This window comes from Enterobacter sp. Tr-810 (assembly GCF_011752765.1).
Classification (GTDB): domain Bacteria; phylum Pseudomonadota; class Gammaproteobacteria; order Enterobacterales; family Enterobacteriaceae; genus Enterobacter; species Enterobacter soli.
In genome coordinates this window covers 933509-952662 of the sequence record NZ_VWWW01000001.1, presented here as the reverse complement: position 1 = coordinate 952662, position 19154 = coordinate 933509, and the positions used below count along the sequence as shown (strand labels likewise).

Annotated in this window: 15 protein-coding genes; 12 read left to right on the top strand and 3 right to left on the bottom strand. The window is 50.0% G+C overall.

What is annotated here, in order from left to right; all coding sequences use genetic code 11:
- Window positions 1-531: 531 nt before the first annotated feature.
- On the bottom strand, window positions 532-669 hold the full coding sequence (locus F3J30_RS22600) for a hypothetical protein (protein ID WP_247650514.1): 138 nt from the start codon (window positions 667-669) through the stop codon (window positions 532-534).
- Between F3J30_RS22600 and F3J30_RS04530 the strand changes: the two genes are divergently transcribed.
- From F3J30_RS04530 to F3J30_RS04495, 8 genes are all read left to right on the top strand, one after another.
- Complete coding sequence (locus F3J30_RS04530; RefSeq protein WP_247650507.1) at window positions 602-1129, top strand: common pilus major fimbrillin subunit EcpA; 528 nt, start codon at window positions 602-604, stop codon at window positions 1127-1129. The genes F3J30_RS22600 and F3J30_RS04530 overlap by 68 nt on opposite strands.
- A gap of 51 nt (window positions 1130-1180) precedes the next feature.
- Window positions 1181-1858, top strand: coding sequence for a hypothetical protein (locus F3J30_RS04525; RefSeq protein WP_166716196.1), 678 nt, complete (start codon window positions 1181-1183; stop codon window positions 1856-1858).
- A gap of 53 nt (window positions 1859-1911) precedes the next feature.
- Window positions 1912-4404, top strand: a complete 2493-nt coding sequence (locus F3J30_RS04520) for a TcfC E-set like domain-containing protein (protein WP_166716193.1) — start codon at window positions 1912-1914, stop codon at window positions 4402-4404.
- 4 nt (window positions 4405-4408) lie between these two features.
- Window positions 4409-6022, top strand: coding sequence for a hypothetical protein (locus tag F3J30_RS04515; protein WP_014070955.1), 1614 nt, complete (start codon window positions 4409-4411; stop codon window positions 6020-6022).
- A gap of 17 nt (window positions 6023-6039) precedes the next feature.
- A complete protein-coding gene (locus F3J30_RS04510) occupies window positions 6040-6714 on the top strand; it encodes a molecular chaperone (RefSeq protein WP_166716693.1) in 675 nt (224 codons plus the stop codon).
- 103 nt (window positions 6715-6817) lie between these two features.
- On the top strand, window positions 6818-7549 hold the full coding sequence (locus tag F3J30_RS04505) for a winged helix-turn-helix domain-containing protein (protein ID WP_166716190.1): 732 nt from the start codon (window positions 6818-6820) through the stop codon (window positions 7547-7549).
- A complete protein-coding gene (locus F3J30_RS04500; RefSeq protein WP_166716188.1) occupies window positions 7524-7997 on the top strand; it encodes a hypothetical protein in 474 nt (157 codons plus the stop codon). The genes F3J30_RS04505 and F3J30_RS04500 overlap by 26 nt, the downstream gene beginning before the upstream one ends.
- 382 nt (window positions 7998-8379) lie before the next feature.
- Window positions 8380-9867, top strand: a complete 1488-nt coding sequence (locus F3J30_RS04495; protein ID WP_247650494.1) for an EAL domain-containing protein — start codon at window positions 8380-8382, stop codon at window positions 9865-9867.
- Window positions 9868-9913: 46 nt separating this feature from the next.
- Here the strand turns inward: F3J30_RS04495 and yegD are convergent, their stop codons facing one another.
- Window positions 9914-11266: a molecular chaperone gene (yegD, locus tag F3J30_RS04490; protein ID WP_166716184.1), complete on the bottom strand. Its 1353-nt coding sequence runs from the start codon at window positions 11264-11266 to the stop codon at window positions 9914-9916.
- A 131-nt stretch (window positions 11267-11397) separates the two neighbouring features.
- On the opposite strand from yegD, the gene alkA reads away from it, so the two are divergent.
- Window positions 11398-12270, top strand: a complete 873-nt coding sequence (gene alkA / locus F3J30_RS04485; protein ID WP_166716182.1) for a DNA-3-methyladenine glycosylase 2 — start codon at window positions 11398-11400, stop codon at window positions 12268-12270.
- Here alkA and F3J30_RS04480 read toward each other — a convergent pair.
- Window positions 12235-15564, bottom strand: coding sequence for a diguanylate cyclase (locus tag F3J30_RS04480; RefSeq protein ID WP_166716179.1), 3330 nt, complete (start codon window positions 15562-15564; stop codon window positions 12235-12237). The two genes, alkA and F3J30_RS04480, sit on opposite strands and share 36 nt — an antisense overlap.
- 343 nt (window positions 15565-15907) lie before the next feature.
- On the opposite strand from F3J30_RS04480, the gene udk reads away from it, so the two are divergent.
- The 3 genes from udk to asmA all read left to right on the top strand — a co-directional run bounded on the left by udk (window position 15908) and on the right by asmA (window position 19095).
- Window positions 15908-16549 (top strand): uridine kinase, encoded by a 642-nt coding sequence (gene udk, locus F3J30_RS04475; RefSeq protein ID WP_041162252.1) that lies wholly within the window; start codon window positions 15908-15910, stop codon window positions 16547-16549.
- Between the two features lie 91 nt (window positions 16550-16640).
- Window positions 16641-17222, top strand: coding sequence for a dCTP deaminase (dcd, locus tag F3J30_RS04470; RefSeq protein WP_014070946.1), 582 nt, complete (start codon window positions 16641-16643; stop codon window positions 17220-17222).
- 22 nt (window positions 17223-17244) lie between these two features.
- Entirely contained in the window at window positions 17245-19095 is a 1851-nt protein-coding gene (gene asmA / locus F3J30_RS04465; RefSeq protein ID WP_166716177.1) for an outer membrane assembly protein AsmA, read from the top strand.
- Window positions 19096-19154 lie beyond the last annotated feature (59 nt).

The window sequence follows — 19154 nt, the reverse complement described above, 5'->3', positions numbered from 1 at the left end:
ATTATTCGAGGAATATTCTTAGGTTTTCTGTTATTTGTTAAAAACAGAAGGTAAGAATCCACTTTTGTTATTTAACTGGATTGTAGGAATTTTCCTTTTTTTATTTATTATGAGTAGGAATATTTCCTTTCGTACCAAAAAGTTGCATTCTTATAGCAATTTTTTAACAAGATTTTTGTTTTTGCGTATCTTCTATATTTTATTGATTTAAAATGTTTTTTAGATTTAATGCGTCTGTTTTCAATTTTGATTTGTATCAAAAAGCAAAATTAGTGTTAATCACTTAATAAGTCATAATTGCTGGTCATAAAATCTATCTATTGCAGTTATTGTGGTTTTATATATTTACAATACTGTTTTTTGGCATGGTTCTGGTGAGAATATTCTTAAGTAATATGAGATTTTTCGTATTTCTGTGTGTTGTCGTTAAACATGTTTCGAATAATACTTTTTTGGCGCAGCAAATCTCGCTCGCAATTAAATGGAGCATCCTGGTTTCTTATATGAACAGTACCTGGTTGCGCGTCTTTCTTAGGAGAAGAAAATGAAAAAGTTATTACTGGTGGCCTCTCTGGCTTCTGTATTCGCAGCAGCAAATGCGATGGCTGATGTAACTGCATCTGCAACGGCATCTTGGGATGCAACTGCAACAAAAGATACAACCAGCATGTTGGTTGTTACTCCACTGAACTCTCTGACTTTTCAGTATGCGGAAGGCCTGAATGGGTTTAATACTCAGGATGGTGCTTTTGACGTTACGATTCAGGGACAGGAAAGTGCAACAGACTTTGAGCTGACTGCACAGGTCATCAGCAATACTCTGACCAATGCAAGCGGCGATGCGTCTACTCTGGATGTCGGCGTTGCATGGAATGGTACTGCTCTTTCCAGCTCTGCTGAGACTGTACTGGTGAACTCCTCTTCAACCTCTGGTCTGGAAAGCCTGATGGCTGATGGCGCATATAACGGCGCAGACCGTGTGAGCGATCAGTCTAGCTTCAAGTTCTCTATTGCATCTGCAACCTCTGATGGTTCTACGGCTGTGACTGACTACTCTGCGCTGCCTGATGGCTACTGGACTGGCGATGTTAAAGTTCAGTTCAATGCTACCTGGACTACCCCAGCGTAATGAATAAAAATTCGGGAGATTTATTCTCCCGAATTTCTCAGGAATTGACAGATGAATAAATATTTACCAATTGCCATATTGGTGGGGATCGCTACATCTTTTTCCAGCTGGGCAATTAATGTGGGTGATATCACGTCGATAATGACTTCCGAAGAGAGTTCATTATCGAAAGAAATTATTAACACAACGGATTCAGCACGCTATGTCAGCGTGACGGTAAAACAACTTTCATCGCCGCTACCGGGTGGTGTGGAAATGAATTTGGCAAATCCAGGTGAATTATTATCGACACCTGCAAACCTGATTCTTCCTGGCGATGCGAAAGATGTTTTTCGCTTTTTCTATAAAGGGCCAGAGGACGATAAGGAGCGCTATTATCGCCTGCAATGGATTGATGAACCGGTAAGTGAAAGCGTTGCGACCAAAGCCGGTAAAGCCGCCACCGCAACGGCTTCGGCGGAGATTGGGACTATCCTGGTGGTCGCCCCACGTAAGGAGCGCTTCGATTACAGCCGACAGGGCGATCTTATTACCAACACCGGCAATGTCTCTTTCCGCGTTATTGCCTATGGTGCGTGTAAGGATCCTGCTCTGGATCAGGGTAAAGGTTGCCGTGAACGTTACTACGTCATGCCAGGGACAAAAATAAGACTTCAGAAAAGTGATGTGTCAAACAGCCGTACCCGTATTGGTATTTGGCATGGCAAGCAATTTATTACAGTGAAGTAATGAACAACGCCATTATCGGTACCCATAATAAATGCCGAAGTGTAAGGATGCGTATGTCATTTAAATATCTTGTTGGAGGGAGTGTATTTCTCTCTTTAGCGTTAACACCAGGGTTTGCTCATTCAGCGCCCGTTAAGATCGGTAATTACGTTATTCCCGGTGCTTTTGCTCGTTCGCTTGAGCAGGGAATGACGGTTCCGGTATTTATTCGATATCAAGAAACGGATGAAAAAAGTCAGCAAAAAATAGCTGATGCGGTGATCTCCTTGGTTGACGGTAATATTACCGTGAAGTCGATTATGGTTTCCGATCTGCCCAATAATGCCGTGCTGTCGGATAAAACGCGCGCGATGGTAGAAAAAATAGGTGATGTTAAATTTGTCGACAACACATCGATTGCACTGACGCCTGAAGCCCGCTTACAGCTGAACGTGTCATCGTTTCACCTGGAGATGATTGTCAGCAGGGACGCACTGACCGAGGCGGTAGTGGCACGCAGTACCTTATTAGGCCCTTCCAGCGTCGATCGGCTGTCTAACGTGCTGAATTACAATTTTGGCACCTACTACAACGACTATCAGAATGGCAGCAGTTCACGCAGCTACTTAACGCTGGATAACACGACATCACTTCGTGAGCATCACTTCAACATTAACGGTTCGGTATACGGTATTGGCGAGAGCAATGGCTCCAGCAAGGTCTATCGCGCGATGTACGAGCGCGACTATGAAGGCTATCGTCTGGCATTAGGGATGCTTGATACATGGAACGTGCAATCTATTGCCAGCCTTAATGCCTTAAATGGTGGAAAAATCTACGGTGCCAGCTTTGGCAACAAAGGCAGTACCGTGGTTGAAAATACTTCTCTGTCACTGACCCCGATTACCGTTTTCCTGCCCGCAGCAGGGGAGGTACACGTTTTTCGTGACGGACGCCTGTTGAGCGTTCAGAACTTCAACATGGGTAGCTACGAAATTGACACCAGCCGTTTCCCTTACGGGGTTTATGACGTCACGGTGGATATTGTCGTTAATGGCCGTACTGTGAATACGCGCGTCAGCCGCGTGAACAAAATCTTCGCGCGCCAGCAGGCGGCCGGGCTGGATGAGATCTCATGGCAGGTCTTTGGCGGCTCGCTTGATTACGATCGCGTAAGCTACAAGCGTAATCACTATCGCGATTTAGGCAGTGAACAGACCTGGATTGCCGGTGGTGCGGGCTCTCTGACGCTGGCTATCCTCTCGGGTCTGAGCATGAAGTCCACGGTTTACGGTTTTGACTCCAACGCGGTTAACGAAACCGATCTGACTTTAAACGTGAACGAGTACGTGAGCGTGGCGACGCAAACGCTGGTGGCGAACGATGGCTCCTGGCGTAACGTCAGTAACGTGAACCTTAATGCGCCAGGCGGGTTTGGTTCGATATGGGCGTCACGCGAAGACAGTAAAATCGGCGACCGTTTGCCCGTTCAGGAGCGTGACAACTACTCGATTGGCGGCACGATTAACCTCGGTAACTTTATTCCGCACGGGGGTTCACTGACGGTGAGCCAGACGGAAAACCGCTACTCGGGCAACAAATACCGCAACCTGGATTACAGCACCACACTGTACGCCGGACGTTATGCCACCGTTGGCCTGCGCGCCGGGGTACAGCGGTATTACTACAACAACACCAATGATGACGGTCGCCAGGAGCGTTATGTCAGCCTCGACCTCTCATTGCCACTGGCAACATGGCTGAGTTTTGGGGCATCGCGCGATCGTTACGGCGCAACACAGGGCAATATCAGTGCCCGCAAACAGTTTGAAGATGGACCGATTACCTCGGCTGGGATCTCGGCATCCACGCGCCTGAGCGGCGAACAGAATTACGGCAACAATTACTCCGTTAACGGCAACATGAGCTACGACACCAAATATAACGCCGGGACCGTCTCTGTTACCCGTTCAGGGGATAACTCAACCAACATGAATTTCTCTTCACAGGGATCTGTTGCCTGGGCGGGCGGAGATTTCGGCCTGAGCAAAGAGCGTCAGCGCTCCGGGATCATTGTTAAAACCGGTCTGGCTGGAGATGGCAAGCTGGCGGCAAAAGTTAACAACCGTAATTACGTACTGAGCGGTAAATCGAACTTTATTGCGCTGCCACCGTATGCGCAATACAAGCTGGAAATCATGAACGACCGCAACTCAGAAGACAGCTTCGATATTGTCTCCGGGCGTAAGCAATCGCTGAATCTATATCCGGGCAACGTGGGAGTGGTTGAGCCAGAGGTGAAAAGCATGGTGACCGTATTTGGTCGTGTCCGTTATCCGGATGGTGAACTGGCCACTAATACCGATATCCATAACCACATCGGTAAAACACGTACCGATGCGAAAGGTGAGTTCGCGATCGATATCGATAAGAAGTTTCCCGTCATTACCCTTGTTTCGGCCAATGGCAATATCTGCGAAGCCGATCTGGATCTGGAGAAAGCCCGGGGCGCCGCGTGGGTCGGGGATGTGAAATGTGCACTGCAATCGACAATGGCGCAGAGATAATGCTATGAAAAATTCCAACATCATTCTTCCGTTACTGCTTGTCGGTGCGATGACGCCGTTTGCGGCTAAAGCGCTGAATGCGACATCATCGGGTTCAGTCAGCAATAACTTTCTGTTCATCGAAAACTCCGTGGACGGTGAGTATTTCATTACCCCTGCTGCCCTTGATCCTCGTTTTAGCGGGTCAAATACCTGGGTGAAATACGGTACTTCGCAGGTGAGTCTTGGCTATATGGGGTTTGTCGGCTGGACCGCGCCAGCCAACTACTATCAGGATATGTGGATTGATAATTCACCTATTGATGGGCCGTTTCGTGGGACGCGCTGTTACACCGGTACGCAATGCCCAACGTCAGGTTACATTTCAGGGCAAGGAACCGACAGTAACGGTTTCTACCATGCCCAGGTGGGATCGGTTGCGGGTGTTATCGGTGGGGCTTACGGATTTGCCTCACTGAGTGATTCCGCCTACGAGTATTTCCGTAACATGTCCACCGGGAGCAGCGAAACGTATGTATTCAACCGCTGCTATACGTCGGTTAACTATGATTACGCTTCAGGACAGCGCTGTAAGGATCAGACCACCGGGTTGTGGAACTACGTGAACTATACCTTAACCAAGCGCGGCCATCTGGCGCTTGAATCGACCAGCGCATTTCAGGAACTGTGGATCGCCAGCGACGGTACGCCGAGCATCACTAATGACTCCGGTGCCTGTGAGCTGGGCGTGGTGAGTAACGTGAGCGGCGTTATCTGCAAGATGGTCAGTTATAGCCTTCAGCAGACCGCCAACCTGACCGCATCGCTGACCTTCCGGGCCTATGTCGATTCGGCAGCCCTTGGCTTTACCCCTGCGGCCGCAACGGTACGCTATTCTGGAAATGGCTCTACCTGGTATAACTTCAGTGCTTCGACGGCGTATTACAATGTCTTCTCAACAAGCGGCCAATATGTATACCTCTTTTTGTCGCAGACATTCCTTAAAAACCTTGTCGACTCTGGCAACAGTATTACCAACAGTCAGCCCTTTACGTTTGCGTTTAGTAACGCGTTGACCCCTGAATCAGGTTATTACCAATTTACGCCTTCTTTACAGCTTAATATTGTCCCTAAGGAGTATGGGATAAGTATTGTTTCATCAAATAATACAACCTCGGCAAGCGGCAGTGGCGCCATTGGCGATGAAACACCGATTGAAATGAATTATGTCGTCACTGTTTCTGGCCCGCGTCAGGCAGACAGTATTACTGCTCAGGTTGTTGGGGATAGCACGACAATAAACGATACGCCGTATTGCCTGTTTACATCTGCGCAGGGGGGGATAAGCGTACCAATCCCGGCTTATCTTCAATATAACAACCAGTCCGGTAGCCTGACTCAGGTGAGGAATAGCTGTAACGAAAACCCGATTAGCCTGAATGATGCGCTGTGGCAGCAAACGCCGTGGGATGCAAACAATACTGACGATGGAAGCTACTTCAGCACCAATTTATCGCTGCTGTTCCCGATGGATGATTCTCGTTCAGCCCTGACGGTATCAGGCTCTGACTGGGAAGGCGTGGTCAGCGCCAGCGGAGAAATCCAGGTCACGGCTAACTGGGTGGGAGTCACAAAATGATGACATGGCGTGCGGCAATGACCTGTGCGGGTTTAACATACGCGGCGCTGTTGAGTCTCTCTGCCCACGCCCTGTATCTTGATTCAACGATTTACGACATGGCCGCAGATAAGCCATTTATTAGCAAGCGTATTTTCAATGACAGCAAGAAACAGAATGTGTACAGCATTTCTGCGGTGAAAATTGACAAACCTGGTCCAGGCGGGGAACGGCGCGAATCAATACAGGAAGGAGAGCTGCTTTTTGCCCCGCTTAATTTCTCCCTGGCGCCGGATGCCGGGGAGTATTTCAAAATTTTTTATCGTGGGCCGCAGGACGACAAAGAGCGCTATTACCGGGTGCAGTTCACCGAAATGCCAGTGACGCTGTTCCCGGAGCGCAACACGGGTAAAAAGAGTGAAGCGATACCGGCTATTGCCCTGGACACGATTCTGGTGGTTCGCCCCAGAAAAGTGGATCTGCGTTATACGCTGGATGAGCAGGCCGGCATTCTCAAAAATACCGGGAATACTTTTTTTAAAATCATTGTTCAGAAAGGATGCAACTCAACAGATGATGAAGCAACTATTCGTTATGTACTGCCAGGGGAGACGTACAATAGTCCCGGTCTGAAAAGTCAAAATAAAAAGTTTATTGTTGCTTTGCAGAAATACCTCCCAATTGGTAATGGGTGTTTCAAACGTAGCTCATAAAATAAAAATAAAACTTTCCTATATTGCTAACGTTATATAGTGAATATATTCTGTATGGGGGTTGTTGGTAACGTCAAAGATAAAAATATAAGAGTTTACCTGGATGAAAAAAATCATTAATGATCAGGTTTTATACGATTCAGAGAAGCGAGTGTTGAGTGCGCAAGGCGAAAGAACGGTCCTGTCAGCACCAACCGCAAGGTTACTTGAACTCTTTATCGAAAATAATTATAAGCAATTAAACCGGGAACTGATCATTGAAGAGGTATGGGGTCGGCATGGCATGATCCCGTCTGGGCATAGCCTTAATAAAAGTGTGAGCATGTTGCGCAAAGCGTTTACAGCTTTGGGTATGGACGATCTGATTGTCACCATTCCGCGAGAAGGATTTCTTTTCGAGGCGCAGATCAAAAATGTTAGTGATGAAGTTTTAAACTGTAGTATGGCTACATTATCTACGGTGAATAAATCGATTAAATTTGCGCGCTATCGTAAGTCAGTATTATTGTTTTTATTTAGTTTCATTATTTTTGTTTCCGTCGGCGTTATACTCGTCGCAATGCTAAGAGATCACGACAATATTGTGCATGTTATAAAATCTGGTGTGTGTGATATTTATACTACAGATGATAATTCAACAGAAAAGGTATCCCAGTTTCTGAATTCGCCAAAGTGGCAAGATTTCAATTCCATTTGTAAAGGAAGAAACAAAGTTATCGTATTTTATGATGACAACAGTTTATCAGCAGGTAATAAACTGAAAGAGTATTTCTTCAGTGTATGTAAAATGGATCAGAAGGGGATGGCGAGTGAGTGCGAAAATTATATTTATTAGCTTGATTACAGCATTGGTGGTGATTTTTTTCTTTATGCTGAATCGCACTAAGATCCCCTCAGCTTTAGTCTGTACTGCTAAAAACCACCTCTCCCTCAATACGCAAAAAGATGGGGTGAACATTGCAGGCGAAGTCTTATTAGTATTCAGAATTTCTTCTGCCAGGGAAGGAGTGTTCTCACAAGTGGGAGTGCTGGACGTTAATGGCCAGAACTATTCTGTTAATCGTTCAACAACACTGAAATTTACCGGGCAGGACAGTGATGGCTACTTGCGTACTCAACGCGTTTCGGTGGTAAAGAATGACAATGATGACTTACCTGACGCGATAACAGATTTACTCATGTCAAAACAGAAGGTCTTTTACTACAAGATTATGCATATATCCGATAATGTTTATGGGGTTAGGGATCTTCGCCGCACGCTGATGGTCTGTCGGGCGAAGTGAAGGAGGGACAAATCTGTTATTTTCATTGAAATGATTATCTGAACTGCGTTGCCTTTGTGGTGATTTATTCTGTCTGTTAACAGTGTGAATGACTATGGCAGTGGTTTTATTTTGTCGCGAGCTGAATGTAAGGGCATTAGTTTGTACTGATTCATATTGAGAAAATTCCCTGTATAAACATCAGGAAGACTTTTATCATTGTATCCACAATATGAATTTAACTGAAGGAGAAAACGCTAGCTCTGCTATTTTTCTTTTTATTTATAAGAATAAATGTTGTCTACCTGGCATTGGATGTTTGATGGAAATCGACACGATTGTAAATATTCTTTCTTTACGGGGGAAGGAAGTGCTTTGCAATTAAACTTTTATGGTGATTATTATGAACACGAAAAAGGTCTTCCTGCTCAGTTATGACATTTATCTTTTCTCAGGAATTAGGTCTTTTTTACCTAATCTTGTATTGGTGGATACCGGAACGTTTGTCTCTGACTCAGACATTTCCATTCCGCAATACAATACCTGCCTGTTAATAATTGATAGCAGGATGCCATTTTTTTTAGTTAAAAAATGGCTGCAAAGGAACAGCAGTCAGTTTATCAATGTGAACAGTATTGTTCTGAGGTTGAGTGAAAATAAATGTATTAATCGAGGGTATGAGAACGCTGAGCTTATTAACGCAAAAATACAGTTTACTACGGTCATCAATATGCTGAAGAATATTCTGATGTCCGAAGCCAGGATGGAAACACCATCTAAACTGGGAAGTGTTGATACATTCCGCTTGAGTGATTTTGAAGAAGAAATGCTTAATGCCTCTTTTACCAAGGAAGGGCTGGAAGAATTTTGTAAAGCGAACTCGTTAGCGTCTAAATCGCTTTATCGCTATCGGGATAAAATAACCCATCGTTTAGGTTTTGATAACTTCAACGAAACTATCATCTTTCTGGCCAGAAATGGTTTTCTGGCAGAAAGAATGGTTGGGCACGAAAATACGGCAAGACAAGCAATGAAAGAACGTTTCTATGATAGCAACGAAGCGAGTCGGTTAAATCTGGCGCTGAAGAACGATGAAATTATTCCTTACTATCAGCCTATCGTCGGGAATAAAGGTGAACTACGTGGCGTGGAGGTGCTGGCGCGCTGGCCGTTGGGTCATAATTATGCCATTTCGCAACGGGAATTTATTCCTCTGGCAGAAAGCAGTGGTCAAATCAATGAGCTGACGAGTTATTTAATGAACAAAGTTGCCAGCGATTTAAGTCACGATATTGACTGGCAGGATCAGACTTTTTTTGTTGCGTTCAATGTCAGCCCGTCTAACTTAAGCAACCCCGTTTTCTACTGGGAATGCCTTAACTTTATAGAGCTAACGGAATCGCTGCCGATAAAGCTGATGATTGAGATAACTGAAAACCAGACGCTGGTGGTCACGCCGGCAATAAAAGAGCTGATTCGTTCATTACGTAACCGCGGGGTGCTCTTCGCTCTGGATGACTTTGGTACGGGATATGCCAATTTATGCTATCTGAATGAACTGGATCTGGATGTCATTAAAATCGATAAGACCTTCATCAACGGCATCCATGCAAAAGACCAGTCGATGCCCATGCTGGAGTCAATTATTAATCTGGCTGCCATTCTGGGGCTGCGCACTGTTGCAGAGGGCGTGGAGTATGATTATCAACGTGAATGGCTTATCACCAGTCAGGTCGACTTCTTGCAGGGATACTACTTCATGCCGCCTGTAGCACTGGCTGATTTCCGCAGCTACATACAGCAGTGTGAACCTGCGGCAAAAGAACCCACCTGGGGGAGGAAGAGGGTGAGTTCAGAAAGTAACGAAGAAGAGCGCTTTAGCACAATGTAGATACTGAGGCCCCACAAGGTGACTGAGGGGCTTCAGTTTTTTGTGTTTAGCTGAACATCACCTGCGCCCAGCGCGCCAGACCCGCGGTAACGGAGCCAAAGTCATCGCCACCCGCAATCGGTATTCCCGGCAGTTGTTCCGCCAGCGCTTTCTTGATGAGCGGTGAGCGGGCGCTTCCCCCTGTCAGGTAAATGACATCCGGCTTCTCTTTGCCGTTTTCCAGTGCCAGTTGAACCTGTTCCAGAATGCGCTGTAATGGCTGCATCAGCGCCGTTTCCAGCCCTTGCTGCGTAATGGCAGTGGCAAGGTCATCGCTAATGAACGGCAAGGTCACCGCGTGCTCAGGACTTGCCGAGAGTGCTATTTTACTCTCTTCAGCGGTACGCACTACGCGGTAGCTCAGGCGTTGGCGCCACACTTTATATAACAGGGCGACTTTATCTGCGTCCTGGGCATCACGCACCAGGTCGTTCAGGAAACGCCCGTTAGCAGTGCTGTAGAAATCACTTTGTGCGGGCACATCGTTGATAGCGATAGCGTTCCACCACGGCAGGATCGGCAGGGCGATCCCTTTTTCCGTTTGCCCGCCCATGCCCAGCAGCGGCATCAGGCTTTTGAATGCCAGAGCGATGTCCAGATCGTTACCGCCCACGCGGCAACCACTGTGCCCCAGCAGGCTATTTTCGCGGTCACGACGCGAATGCCACTGTGGCCCCATAAGCAGCAGAGAGCAGTCTGTTGTCCCCCCGCCGATATCCACCACCAGTACCCGTTTTTCTTCCGTCAGGGTGGCTTCGAAATCCAGCCCCGCCGCAACCGGTTCATACTGGAACACCACATCGCGGAAGCCCGCGCGGTGTGCGGCACGTTCAAGAATACCCTGTGCCTGCTGGTTGGCTTCTTCGCCGCCTAATCCCTGGAAGTTAATCGGACGACCAATCACCGCCTGGGTGATGGCATCGTTAACCTGGGTGTGTGCCTGATTGCGGATGTGCAGCATCATGGCGCACACCAGGTCTTCAAACATGGCCACCTGCTGAGGCTTCAGGCCACTCGCGCCCAGGAATGACTTGGGTGATTTGACGAAGTAGACCTCTTCAGGGTCCTCAACGTAGTGACCAAGTGAAGAAAGGCCAAACTGCACGCTGGAAGGCGTAACGTCGATATCTTCTTCGCGGTTAAAACTGACCGCACGGCGCAACAACGCCTGCGATTCTGCGCCAGTGGCCGGAACCTGGTGATGACGGAACAGCCATTCGCTGACCGCTTCACGCGTGGGAGCGCAAAGCATGGACGGCAGCAACGTACTCTCTTTTTCCATTTTCAGGAGCTGTGGTTGCCCGTTTTGCATGATGGCAACTGAACAGTTTGCCGTACCGTAGTCAAATCCAATAAACACGTAGAAATCCCCATGCCAGTGAGAAGGGGCGAGACTTTAGCGAAATGTCCGGCCTGCGACAACAGGAATATGAAAGCAAGGCGAAACAAGCCTGTTCGGTTTATGCTGTGGTGAACCTAAAAGGAGTCGCGATGTACACCCTGAACTGGCAACCCCCTTACGACTGGCAATGGATGTTTGGCTTTCTTGGCGCGCGTGCAGTGACGGGCGTCGAAACCGTAACGGATACCTGGTACGAGCGCAGTTTCGCCTGTGACGGCCATCAGGGCGTGTTTCGCGTCACGCCCGATACCGATACCTGCACCCTGAAGATCACTCTCAGCCCGGGGCTGGTTCCTGTAGCATCGGCCTGCCTGGCACGGATTGAACGTTTGTTCGATCTTACCTGCGAACCACAGCAAGTCCTTGCCACGCTCGGTGAACTGGGCGCAGCCCGGCCAGGGCTTCGCTTGCCGGGTTCGATGGATGCCTGGGAGCAGGGCGTTAGGGCGATTCTGGGGCAACTGGTGAGTGTGGCGATGGCGGCGAAACTGGCGTCGCGTGTGGTGACGCTGTGTGGCGCGCCGGTGAAAGGTTTCCCTGACTACCTCTGCTTTCCCACCCCTGATGCGCTGGCAGCCGCCGACCCGCTGTCGCTGAAGGCGCTAGGGATGCCCATTAAGCGGGCTGAGTCGCTGATTCATCTGGCGCAGTCCGTGGTCGACGGGACATTCCCGCTGACGCCGCCGGATGATATTGACGCAGGAATGAAGGCGTTACAGCAGCGGCCTGGAATTGGCCGCTGGACGGCCAACTATCTTGCGCTTCGGGGATGGCAGGCAAAGGATGTGTTCCTGCCGGATGATTATCTCATCAAGCAGCGTTTTGCCGGGATGACACCGGCGCAAATCCGGCGCTATGCCGAGCGCTGGCAGCCGTGGCGTTCCTATGCGTTACTGCACATCTGGTACACCGACGGCTGGACACCGTTAGTTGATGGCGAAGTAACTGGTGTTCAGCAGTAACTCCAGCGGCTGCGGCTCGGCGATGGTGTCGCCATAGATAAAGTCGATGCCAATGCCGGATAAGGTGTCCATCATGATCGGCTGATTGCTTGGCCCGGCGATGGTTTTCATTCCCAGACGATCCGCGTGGCCCTGGATAATGGTCACCATCATCTCATCCATCAGATTACCGTGAACGTTGGTCACCACTTCCGCATCCAGCATCAGGTAATCGGCCATATTGATGCTCAGCTGGTTAAAGATGTCCATATCGCGCCCGACCTGGCTTAACACCACGCGACAGCCAACGTGACGGAGTTTTTGCAGCCCACCCTGTACGTTTGGATCCGGGTTGTTCAGAACGTCAATGGTGATAATCAGATGCAGCAGACGCCCAGGGAACGGGCCTTGTTCCAGCAGTTCGAGCAGTTCATCGACCAGCGTGACGCTGGCTAAACCCGCCTCTGAAAGCGGCAGGGCGACACCCATTCCTTTGCTGGCAACCTGCGCGGCATAGGTCCGGAAAAACTCACTGAAAATACGTCTGTCGAGGGCGTGCAGCAGTTCAGGTTCGGCCAGCCCGGCACGGAACGCGTGTTCTTCCTGCACTTCGCCCTGGCTGGTCCACAGCCGCAGTGAAATCAGCCAGAAATTACTGCTTTCCGGGATGCGTGGAGAGGCCACGCTGCGGGCAATCATCAGCAGATGATTGTCTTTAATCATATGCCACTGTTCATCGAGCGACATCATGCCGCGCGTAGTGTGAACACGTTCCTGCTGAGGCTCGTAGACCGTGACCACGCCGCGGCCGTTGTTCTTGGAGGCGTAACAGGCGATATCCGCCTGAGACATCACTTCTGCGGCCTGGTAGTTATTTTCGTCAATCAGGGTGATCCCCGCACTGGCGCCGATACGATGCAGGCGGCCTTCCCACATAAAGTGATAGTCGTTGATGGCGTGGATCAGGCGCCCTGCGATATAGCGTGCGCTTTCGATATTGCAGTCGGGCAGCAGCAGACCAAACTCATCGCCACCCAGACGTGCCAGCACATCGCTTGAACGCAGCATGGTCAGCATTAACGATGAAAGCTCGCGCAGCAGGGCATCGCCCGCCGCATGGCCTGCCGTATCGTTGACGGCTTTGAAGCGGTCAAGATCGATAAACACCAGCGCATGACGCTGGCGAGTTTCCTGAACCGTCTGCAACAACCGCTTGAGATGGTTTTCAAAGCTCACGCGGTTCGCCAGGTGGGTGAGGGCATCGTGAGAGGCACTATAACTCAGCTGACGCAGCATTTTACGTGATTCGGTAACATCCTGGATAACCAGTACCGAACCGATATTTTGCCCATCCAGCGTACTGAGTGGCGTGATGCTGTAATGAATATCAAAACTTCCGCCGCTGCGGCAGTTCAGCACCACATCCTGTTCGATATCGGAGCGCGACATATCACCGCTGTGGATGTTTTCCATCAGAGGGCCGTTTTCGCCAAAGGTAATATGTAGAACCTTCAGGATGGGCTGACCAATGGCTTCAACCTGAGGCCAGCCGCTCATCTTCTCGGCGACAGGGTTCATAAAGGTGACGTTCATGTCGACATCGGTACAAAGCACCGCTTCACCGATGGAATCGAGGGTAATGTGCAGGCGCTCTTTTTCCTGGAATAAGGCCTCGTTAAGCTGTTTAACTTCGGTCATATCCATGTTGATGCCCAGCAGACGCTCAACTTCGCCCTGTTTATTCAGCACCCGGTTGGCAAGAGAGCGGATATGGCGCACGCCTTCTTTCACCCGAATGCGGAACTCCAGCTTAAACGGCAGCCTTGCCATCAGTGAATCGCGGATCACCTGTTCAGCGTGAGGGCGATCTTCCGGCAACATCGCTTCATGCCAGATTTGCCAGGTAGGCTTGATGTGCGGCGGGATTTCATACAGTTCGAACATTTTTTTGTCCCAGCTGATGATGTCTGGCTCAAGATCCCATTCCCAGATACCAATACCCCCCGCTTCATTGGCGAGCGTAATACGCTCCATCAGACGCTTATTCACCCATTCCGTCTGTTTCAGGTCGTTAATGTCTTCAATCTGGGCAATAAAATAGAGGGGCGTGCCATCCGCATGGCGCACAACCGAGACGGCGAGCAGCGCCCAGACGACTTCCCCGTGACGGGTGTAGTAGCGTTTTTCCAGCGAATAGGTGTTGATGTCCCCGTTGATCAGCTGTTCCAGCTGTTCGAGGTCGGAGTTTAAATCGTCAGGCCAGGTCAGTTGCTGGAAGGTGAGGGATTGCAACTCGGCCTGGGTATATCCCAAAAAATTACATAGCGCTTTGTTGGCCTGGAGCCACTGACCTTCAATGCCGACTAATGCCATACCGATGGCGGAATATTCCATCGCGTTGCGAAAACGTTCTTCGCTTTCGGTAATGTGCTTGCGTTCAGCCCGAAAGGCATACATCACCATGGTCATGACGTTGGCCGGCAGCAGCATCATCAGGAATGGCAACCACGGCGCGTTGAGCATTGCGCTTGTATTTTGGGTTGTCATCGGCGTGGGATTTTGTGCCATCATCAGCGACACCATCATCACGGTGACCAAAAACACCAGGAACGCTTCCAGACGCGGCAGGCGCACCGCGCTCCACATCAGCAGGACAATGACGCAGGTAAACGGCCACGGAAGCCAGGTAATTGCAATCCAGCTCAGGACCAGCGTAATCGCCATGGTCACAAGTGTTTCCAGCAGCAGACGCGGGTCACGGTGGCGTAGCAGATAGTGCGGCTTAAACAGTAAGCCTAATGGTACCAGTGCCAGTGCGCCGATAGACTCTGATAATACCCAGACCAGAAAGTTACGCAGCGGCTCCGGACCTGGAACAATAAAGTGAACCAGGATCCCGCCAATCAGCGGCGGCACCAGGGCGCTACCGAAGGCCAGACGAACCCAGTCATTGAGATTTTGCAGCGGATTGTACCAGGGTAACAGTTTGCGTAGCAGTAATGCGCCGATACTCGCTTCAATGATGTTAATCACCGTGTAGGCGAGGCTGATCGACTCCCATGAGAAAAGCAGCCAGGAGGCAAAAACATTGCCAAAGGAACAGGCCAGCGCAATACCGGGCCACATTTTCCCTGCGTGACGGTAAAACGCGACCATCATAATTGACGTCGGGAACCATAGTGGCGCCAGGAGCGTTCCAAAACGGGTCAGTTCAAGCGAGAACAACGTAAAGATAAAGGTGACCAGGCCCAGACAGACAAGTCGCAGTAAAGGATGTGGGGTGGTAACCAAAACCCGCTGGTATTGTTTATTCATTACCGCTTTATCCAGGGACGCGAGGCCGTCCGGAAACAGGTCCAGACGAGTGAATTTTTGAATTTCGTTTATGCTAGTACAAACAATTTACAATTCATATGGCGACTGCTCATAATTTGACATCATAGACTTATTAAATAGTTACTCTGCAAAAAATTCATGTTAAACGCCGAAAAAATGGTCATTAAAATTTCGTTAAGGGAATGAAAAGTCACTTTTGATGCTGTCTCGCATAACCTGTGTATTCGACTGGTATCACGCCCGCGAAATCCCTATAATTGCCGCGTTTGACGCTCCGGCGTCGTCCTTCCTTAACATCCAGGTTAATCAGGTCGCTAAATTTATGACTGATAAGTCTCATCAGTGCGTCATTATCGGCATCGCCGGCGCATCGGCTTCAGGTAAAAGTCTTATTGCCAGTACGCTTTATCGCGAACTGCGTGAACAAGTTGGTGATGAGCACATCGGTGTCATTCCCGAAGATAGCTATTATAAAGATCAATCGCATCTCTCGATGGAAGAGCGCGTTAAAACCAACTATGACCATCCGAATGCGATGGATCACAGCCTGCTGTTCCAGCATTTAGAAGCGCTTAAAAGCGGCCAGGCGATTGAACTGCCTGTTTACAGTTACGTTGAGCATACCCGTACTAAAGAAACGGTACGCATTGAACCGAAAAAGGTCATCATCCTTGAGGGCATTCTGTTACTGACAGATGCTCGCCTGCGTGAATCAATGAACTTCTCTATCTTTGTTGATACCCCGCTGGACATCTGCCTGATGCGTCGTATTAAGCGTGACGTTAACGAACGTGGCCGTTCGATGGACTCCGTGATGGCGCAATACCAGAAAACCGTTCGTCCGATGTTCCTGCAATTTATCGAACCGTCCAAGCAATACGCCGATATCATCGTGCCTCGCGGCGGTAAAAACCGTATCGCCATTGATATCTTAAAAGCGAAAATCAGCCAGTTTTTTGAATAAACCGCGCGAATTGTGTACCGTTCAGAGATAACCTGGTTTGCCCTGGAGCCTGACAGGCTTCAGGGATTGATGCACGAAAGGAGAAAGTGCCATGCGTCTTTGTGACCAAGATATAGAAGCCTGGCTGGATGAAGGCCGCCTGTCTATTACTCCGCGTCCGCCAGTGGAACGTATCAACGGTGTGACCGTTGATGTGCGTCTGGGGAATAAATTCCGTACGTTCAGCGGCCATACTGCGCCATTTATCGACCTCAGCGGGCCGAAAGATGAAGTCAGCGCTGCGCTTGACCGCGTAATGAGTGACGAAATTGTGCTTGATGAAGGGGAAGCGTTTTACCTTCATCCTGGCGAACTCGCTCTGGCGGTGACCTTTGAATCTGTCACGCTTCCGGCTGACCTGGTTGGCTGGCTGGATGGCCGTTCTTCTCTGGCGCGTCTGGGGCTGATGGTGCACGTGACCGCGCACCGTATCGATCCGGGCTGGTCTGGCCGCATCGTGCTGGAGTTTTTCAATGCCGGTAAACTGCCGCTGGCGCTGCGTCCTGGGATGATGATTGGGGCCCTGAGCTTCGAGCCGCTGACTGGCCCGGCAGCACGCCCTTACAATCGCCGTCAGGATGCTAAATACCGCGATCAGCAAGGTGCCGTCGCCAGCCGTATCGATAAAGACTGATTGTTAGTCCATTGAGGATGCCATGAGAAGAGTACTGACAACGCTGATGATTTTGCTGGTGGTGCTGGTAGCTGGCCTTTCAGCGTTGGTTCTGCTGGTTAACCCAAATGATTTTCGTGGATACATGGTGCGCCAGGTCGAGGCGCGCAGCGGATATCAACTGAAGCTTGATGGGCCGCTGCGCTGGCACGTCTGGCCGCAGCTCAGCATCCTCTCTGGCCGTATGTCGTTAACCGCTCCTGGGGCGGAAAAGCCGCTGGTGTCGGCAGACAACATGCGTCTTGATGTCGCTCTGATCCCGCTCTTTTCGCATCAGCTCCAGGTCAACCAGGTGATGCTCAAAGGTGCGGTGATCCAGCTTACTCCGCAAACCGAAGCTGTCCGTAAATCCGATGCACCGGTTGCGCCGCGTGAAAATACCCTGCCGGATGCACCGTCTGATGCCGGCTGGTCTTTTGATATTGGCAGCCTGAAAGTGGCCGACAGCGTTCTCGTGTTCCTGCATGAAGACGACGAACAGGTCACCGTGCGCAATATCAGCCTGAAGATGGAGCAGGATGCAAACCATCAGGCCACCATTGAATTTTCCGGGCGTGTCAACCGCGATCAGCGGGATCTGACGTTGTCACTGAACGCGAATGTTAACGCCGCAGATTATCCGCATCAGCTGACGGCGGATATCCAGCAGCTTAACTGGCAGCTGACGGGCGCAGACCTGCCGACGCAGGGGATTACCGGTCAGGGCACGTTACAGGCGGTCTGGCGTGAAGAGCTTAAACAGCTTGAGCTGGATAATCTTAATTTGCAGGCCAATGACAGTAGCCTGAAAGGGCAGGCGAGCGTTTCGCTTGCGGAAAAACCGAAGTGGGTGTTCAACCTGCAATTCGATAAGCTCAATCTGGAAAATCTGCTCGCAGCTCCTTCACCGGATGCCGCCAGCACCGACGCGCCGCAGAACGGTCAAAGCCAGGTGAAGCAGCCGCGTCCTGTGATTTCCTCGAATCTTGACCAGCCTGATTATAATGGGCTGCGTGGCTTTACTGCTGATGTCTTGCTCAAGGCTAACAGTGTGCGCTGGCGCGGTATCGACTTCACTGACGTCAGCAGCCAGATGTTCAACCATAATGGCCTGCTGGTTATCTCTGAACTCAGCGGTAAAATGGGCGCAGGGCACCTGTCGTTACCTGGCACTCTGGATGTGCGTAACGATAACCCGACGGCAGAATTCCAGCCGCGCCTCGAAAACGTTGAGATTGGCACCATCCTTAAAGCTTTCAATTATCCGATCTCATTGACCGGGCAGATGACGCTGGCGGGGGATTTCTCCGGTAACAGGATTGATGCTGATGCTTTCCGCCGTGAGTGGCAGGGGCAGGCGCATCTTGATCTGAAAGACACCCGCATGGAAGGACTCAACTTCCAGCAACTGGTGCAGCAGGCGGTTGAACGCAGCAGCGATGTGAAGGCAAAAGAGAACTACGACAGCGCAACGCGTCTTGACGCCTTTACCACGGATCTGACCCTGGACAACGGGCAGCTTTCGCTGGATAGCATGGAAGGGACATCGTCTTTACTGTCATTGACCGGAGCCGGTACGCTCGATCTGGTGAAAGAGACGGCGGATACGCGATTTAAAGTGCGTGTGTTGTCCGGCTGGGAAGGCGAGAGCAAGCTGATTGACTTCCTGAAAGAAACGCCGATCCCGCTGAATGTGTACGGCAAATGGCAGGCGCTCAATTACAGCCTCCAGGTGGATCAAGTTCTGCGTAAGCATTTGCAGGATGAAGCGAAGCGTCGACTTAACGACTGGGCGGATCGGAATAAGGATTCGCAAAGCGGGAAGGACGTGAAGAAGCTGTTAGATAAGCTTTGATTTCTGTAGCGCCGGGTGGCGGCTTCGCCTTACCCGGCCTACAAAAGACAGACAGTGTA

Bases quoted from the DNA above. Each gene is read 5' to 3' on its own strand.
- udk (WP_041162252.1), top strand. From the start codon at position 15,908: ATGACTGATAAGTCTCATCAGTGCGTCATTATCGGCATCGCCGGCGCA.
- dcd (WP_014070946.1), top strand. From the start codon at position 16,641: ATGCGTCTTTGTGACCAAGATATAGAAGCCTGGCTGGATGAAGGCCGC.
- F3J30_RS04510 (WP_166716693.1), top strand. From the start codon at position 6,040: ATGACCTGTGCGGGTTTAACATACGCGGCGCTGTTGAGTCTCTCTGCC.
- F3J30_RS04525 (WP_166716196.1), top strand. From the start codon at position 1,181: ATGAATAAATATTTACCAATTGCCATATTGGTGGGGATCGCTACATCT.
- F3J30_RS04520 (WP_166716193.1), top strand. From the start codon at position 1,912: ATGTCATTTAAATATCTTGTTGGAGGGAGTGTATTTCTCTCTTTAGCG.
- F3J30_RS04480 (WP_166716179.1), bottom strand. From the start codon at position 15,564: ATGAATAAACAATACCAGCGGGTTTTGGTTACCACCCCACATCCTTTA.
- alkA (WP_166716182.1), top strand. From the start codon at position 11,398: ATGTACACCCTGAACTGGCAACCCCCTTACGACTGGCAATGGATGTTT.
- F3J30_RS04495 (WP_247650494.1), top strand. From the start codon at position 8,380: ATGAACACGAAAAAGGTCTTCCTGCTCAGTTATGACATTTATCTTTTC.
- F3J30_RS04530 (WP_247650507.1), top strand. From the start codon at position 602: ATGGCTGATGTAACTGCATCTGCAACGGCATCTTGGGATGCAACTGCA.
- F3J30_RS04515 (WP_014070955.1), top strand. From the start codon at position 4,409: ATGAAAAATTCCAACATCATTCTTCCGTTACTGCTTGTCGGTGCGATG.
- asmA (WP_166716177.1), top strand. From the start codon at position 17,245: ATGAGAAGAGTACTGACAACGCTGATGATTTTGCTGGTGGTGCTGGTA.
- F3J30_RS22600 (WP_247650514.1), bottom strand. From the start codon at position 669: ATGCTGGTTGTATCTTTTGTTGCAGTTGCATCCCAAGATGCCGTTGCA.
- F3J30_RS04505 (WP_166716190.1), top strand. From the start codon at position 6,818: ATGAAAAAAATCATTAATGATCAGGTTTTATACGATTCAGAGAAGCGA.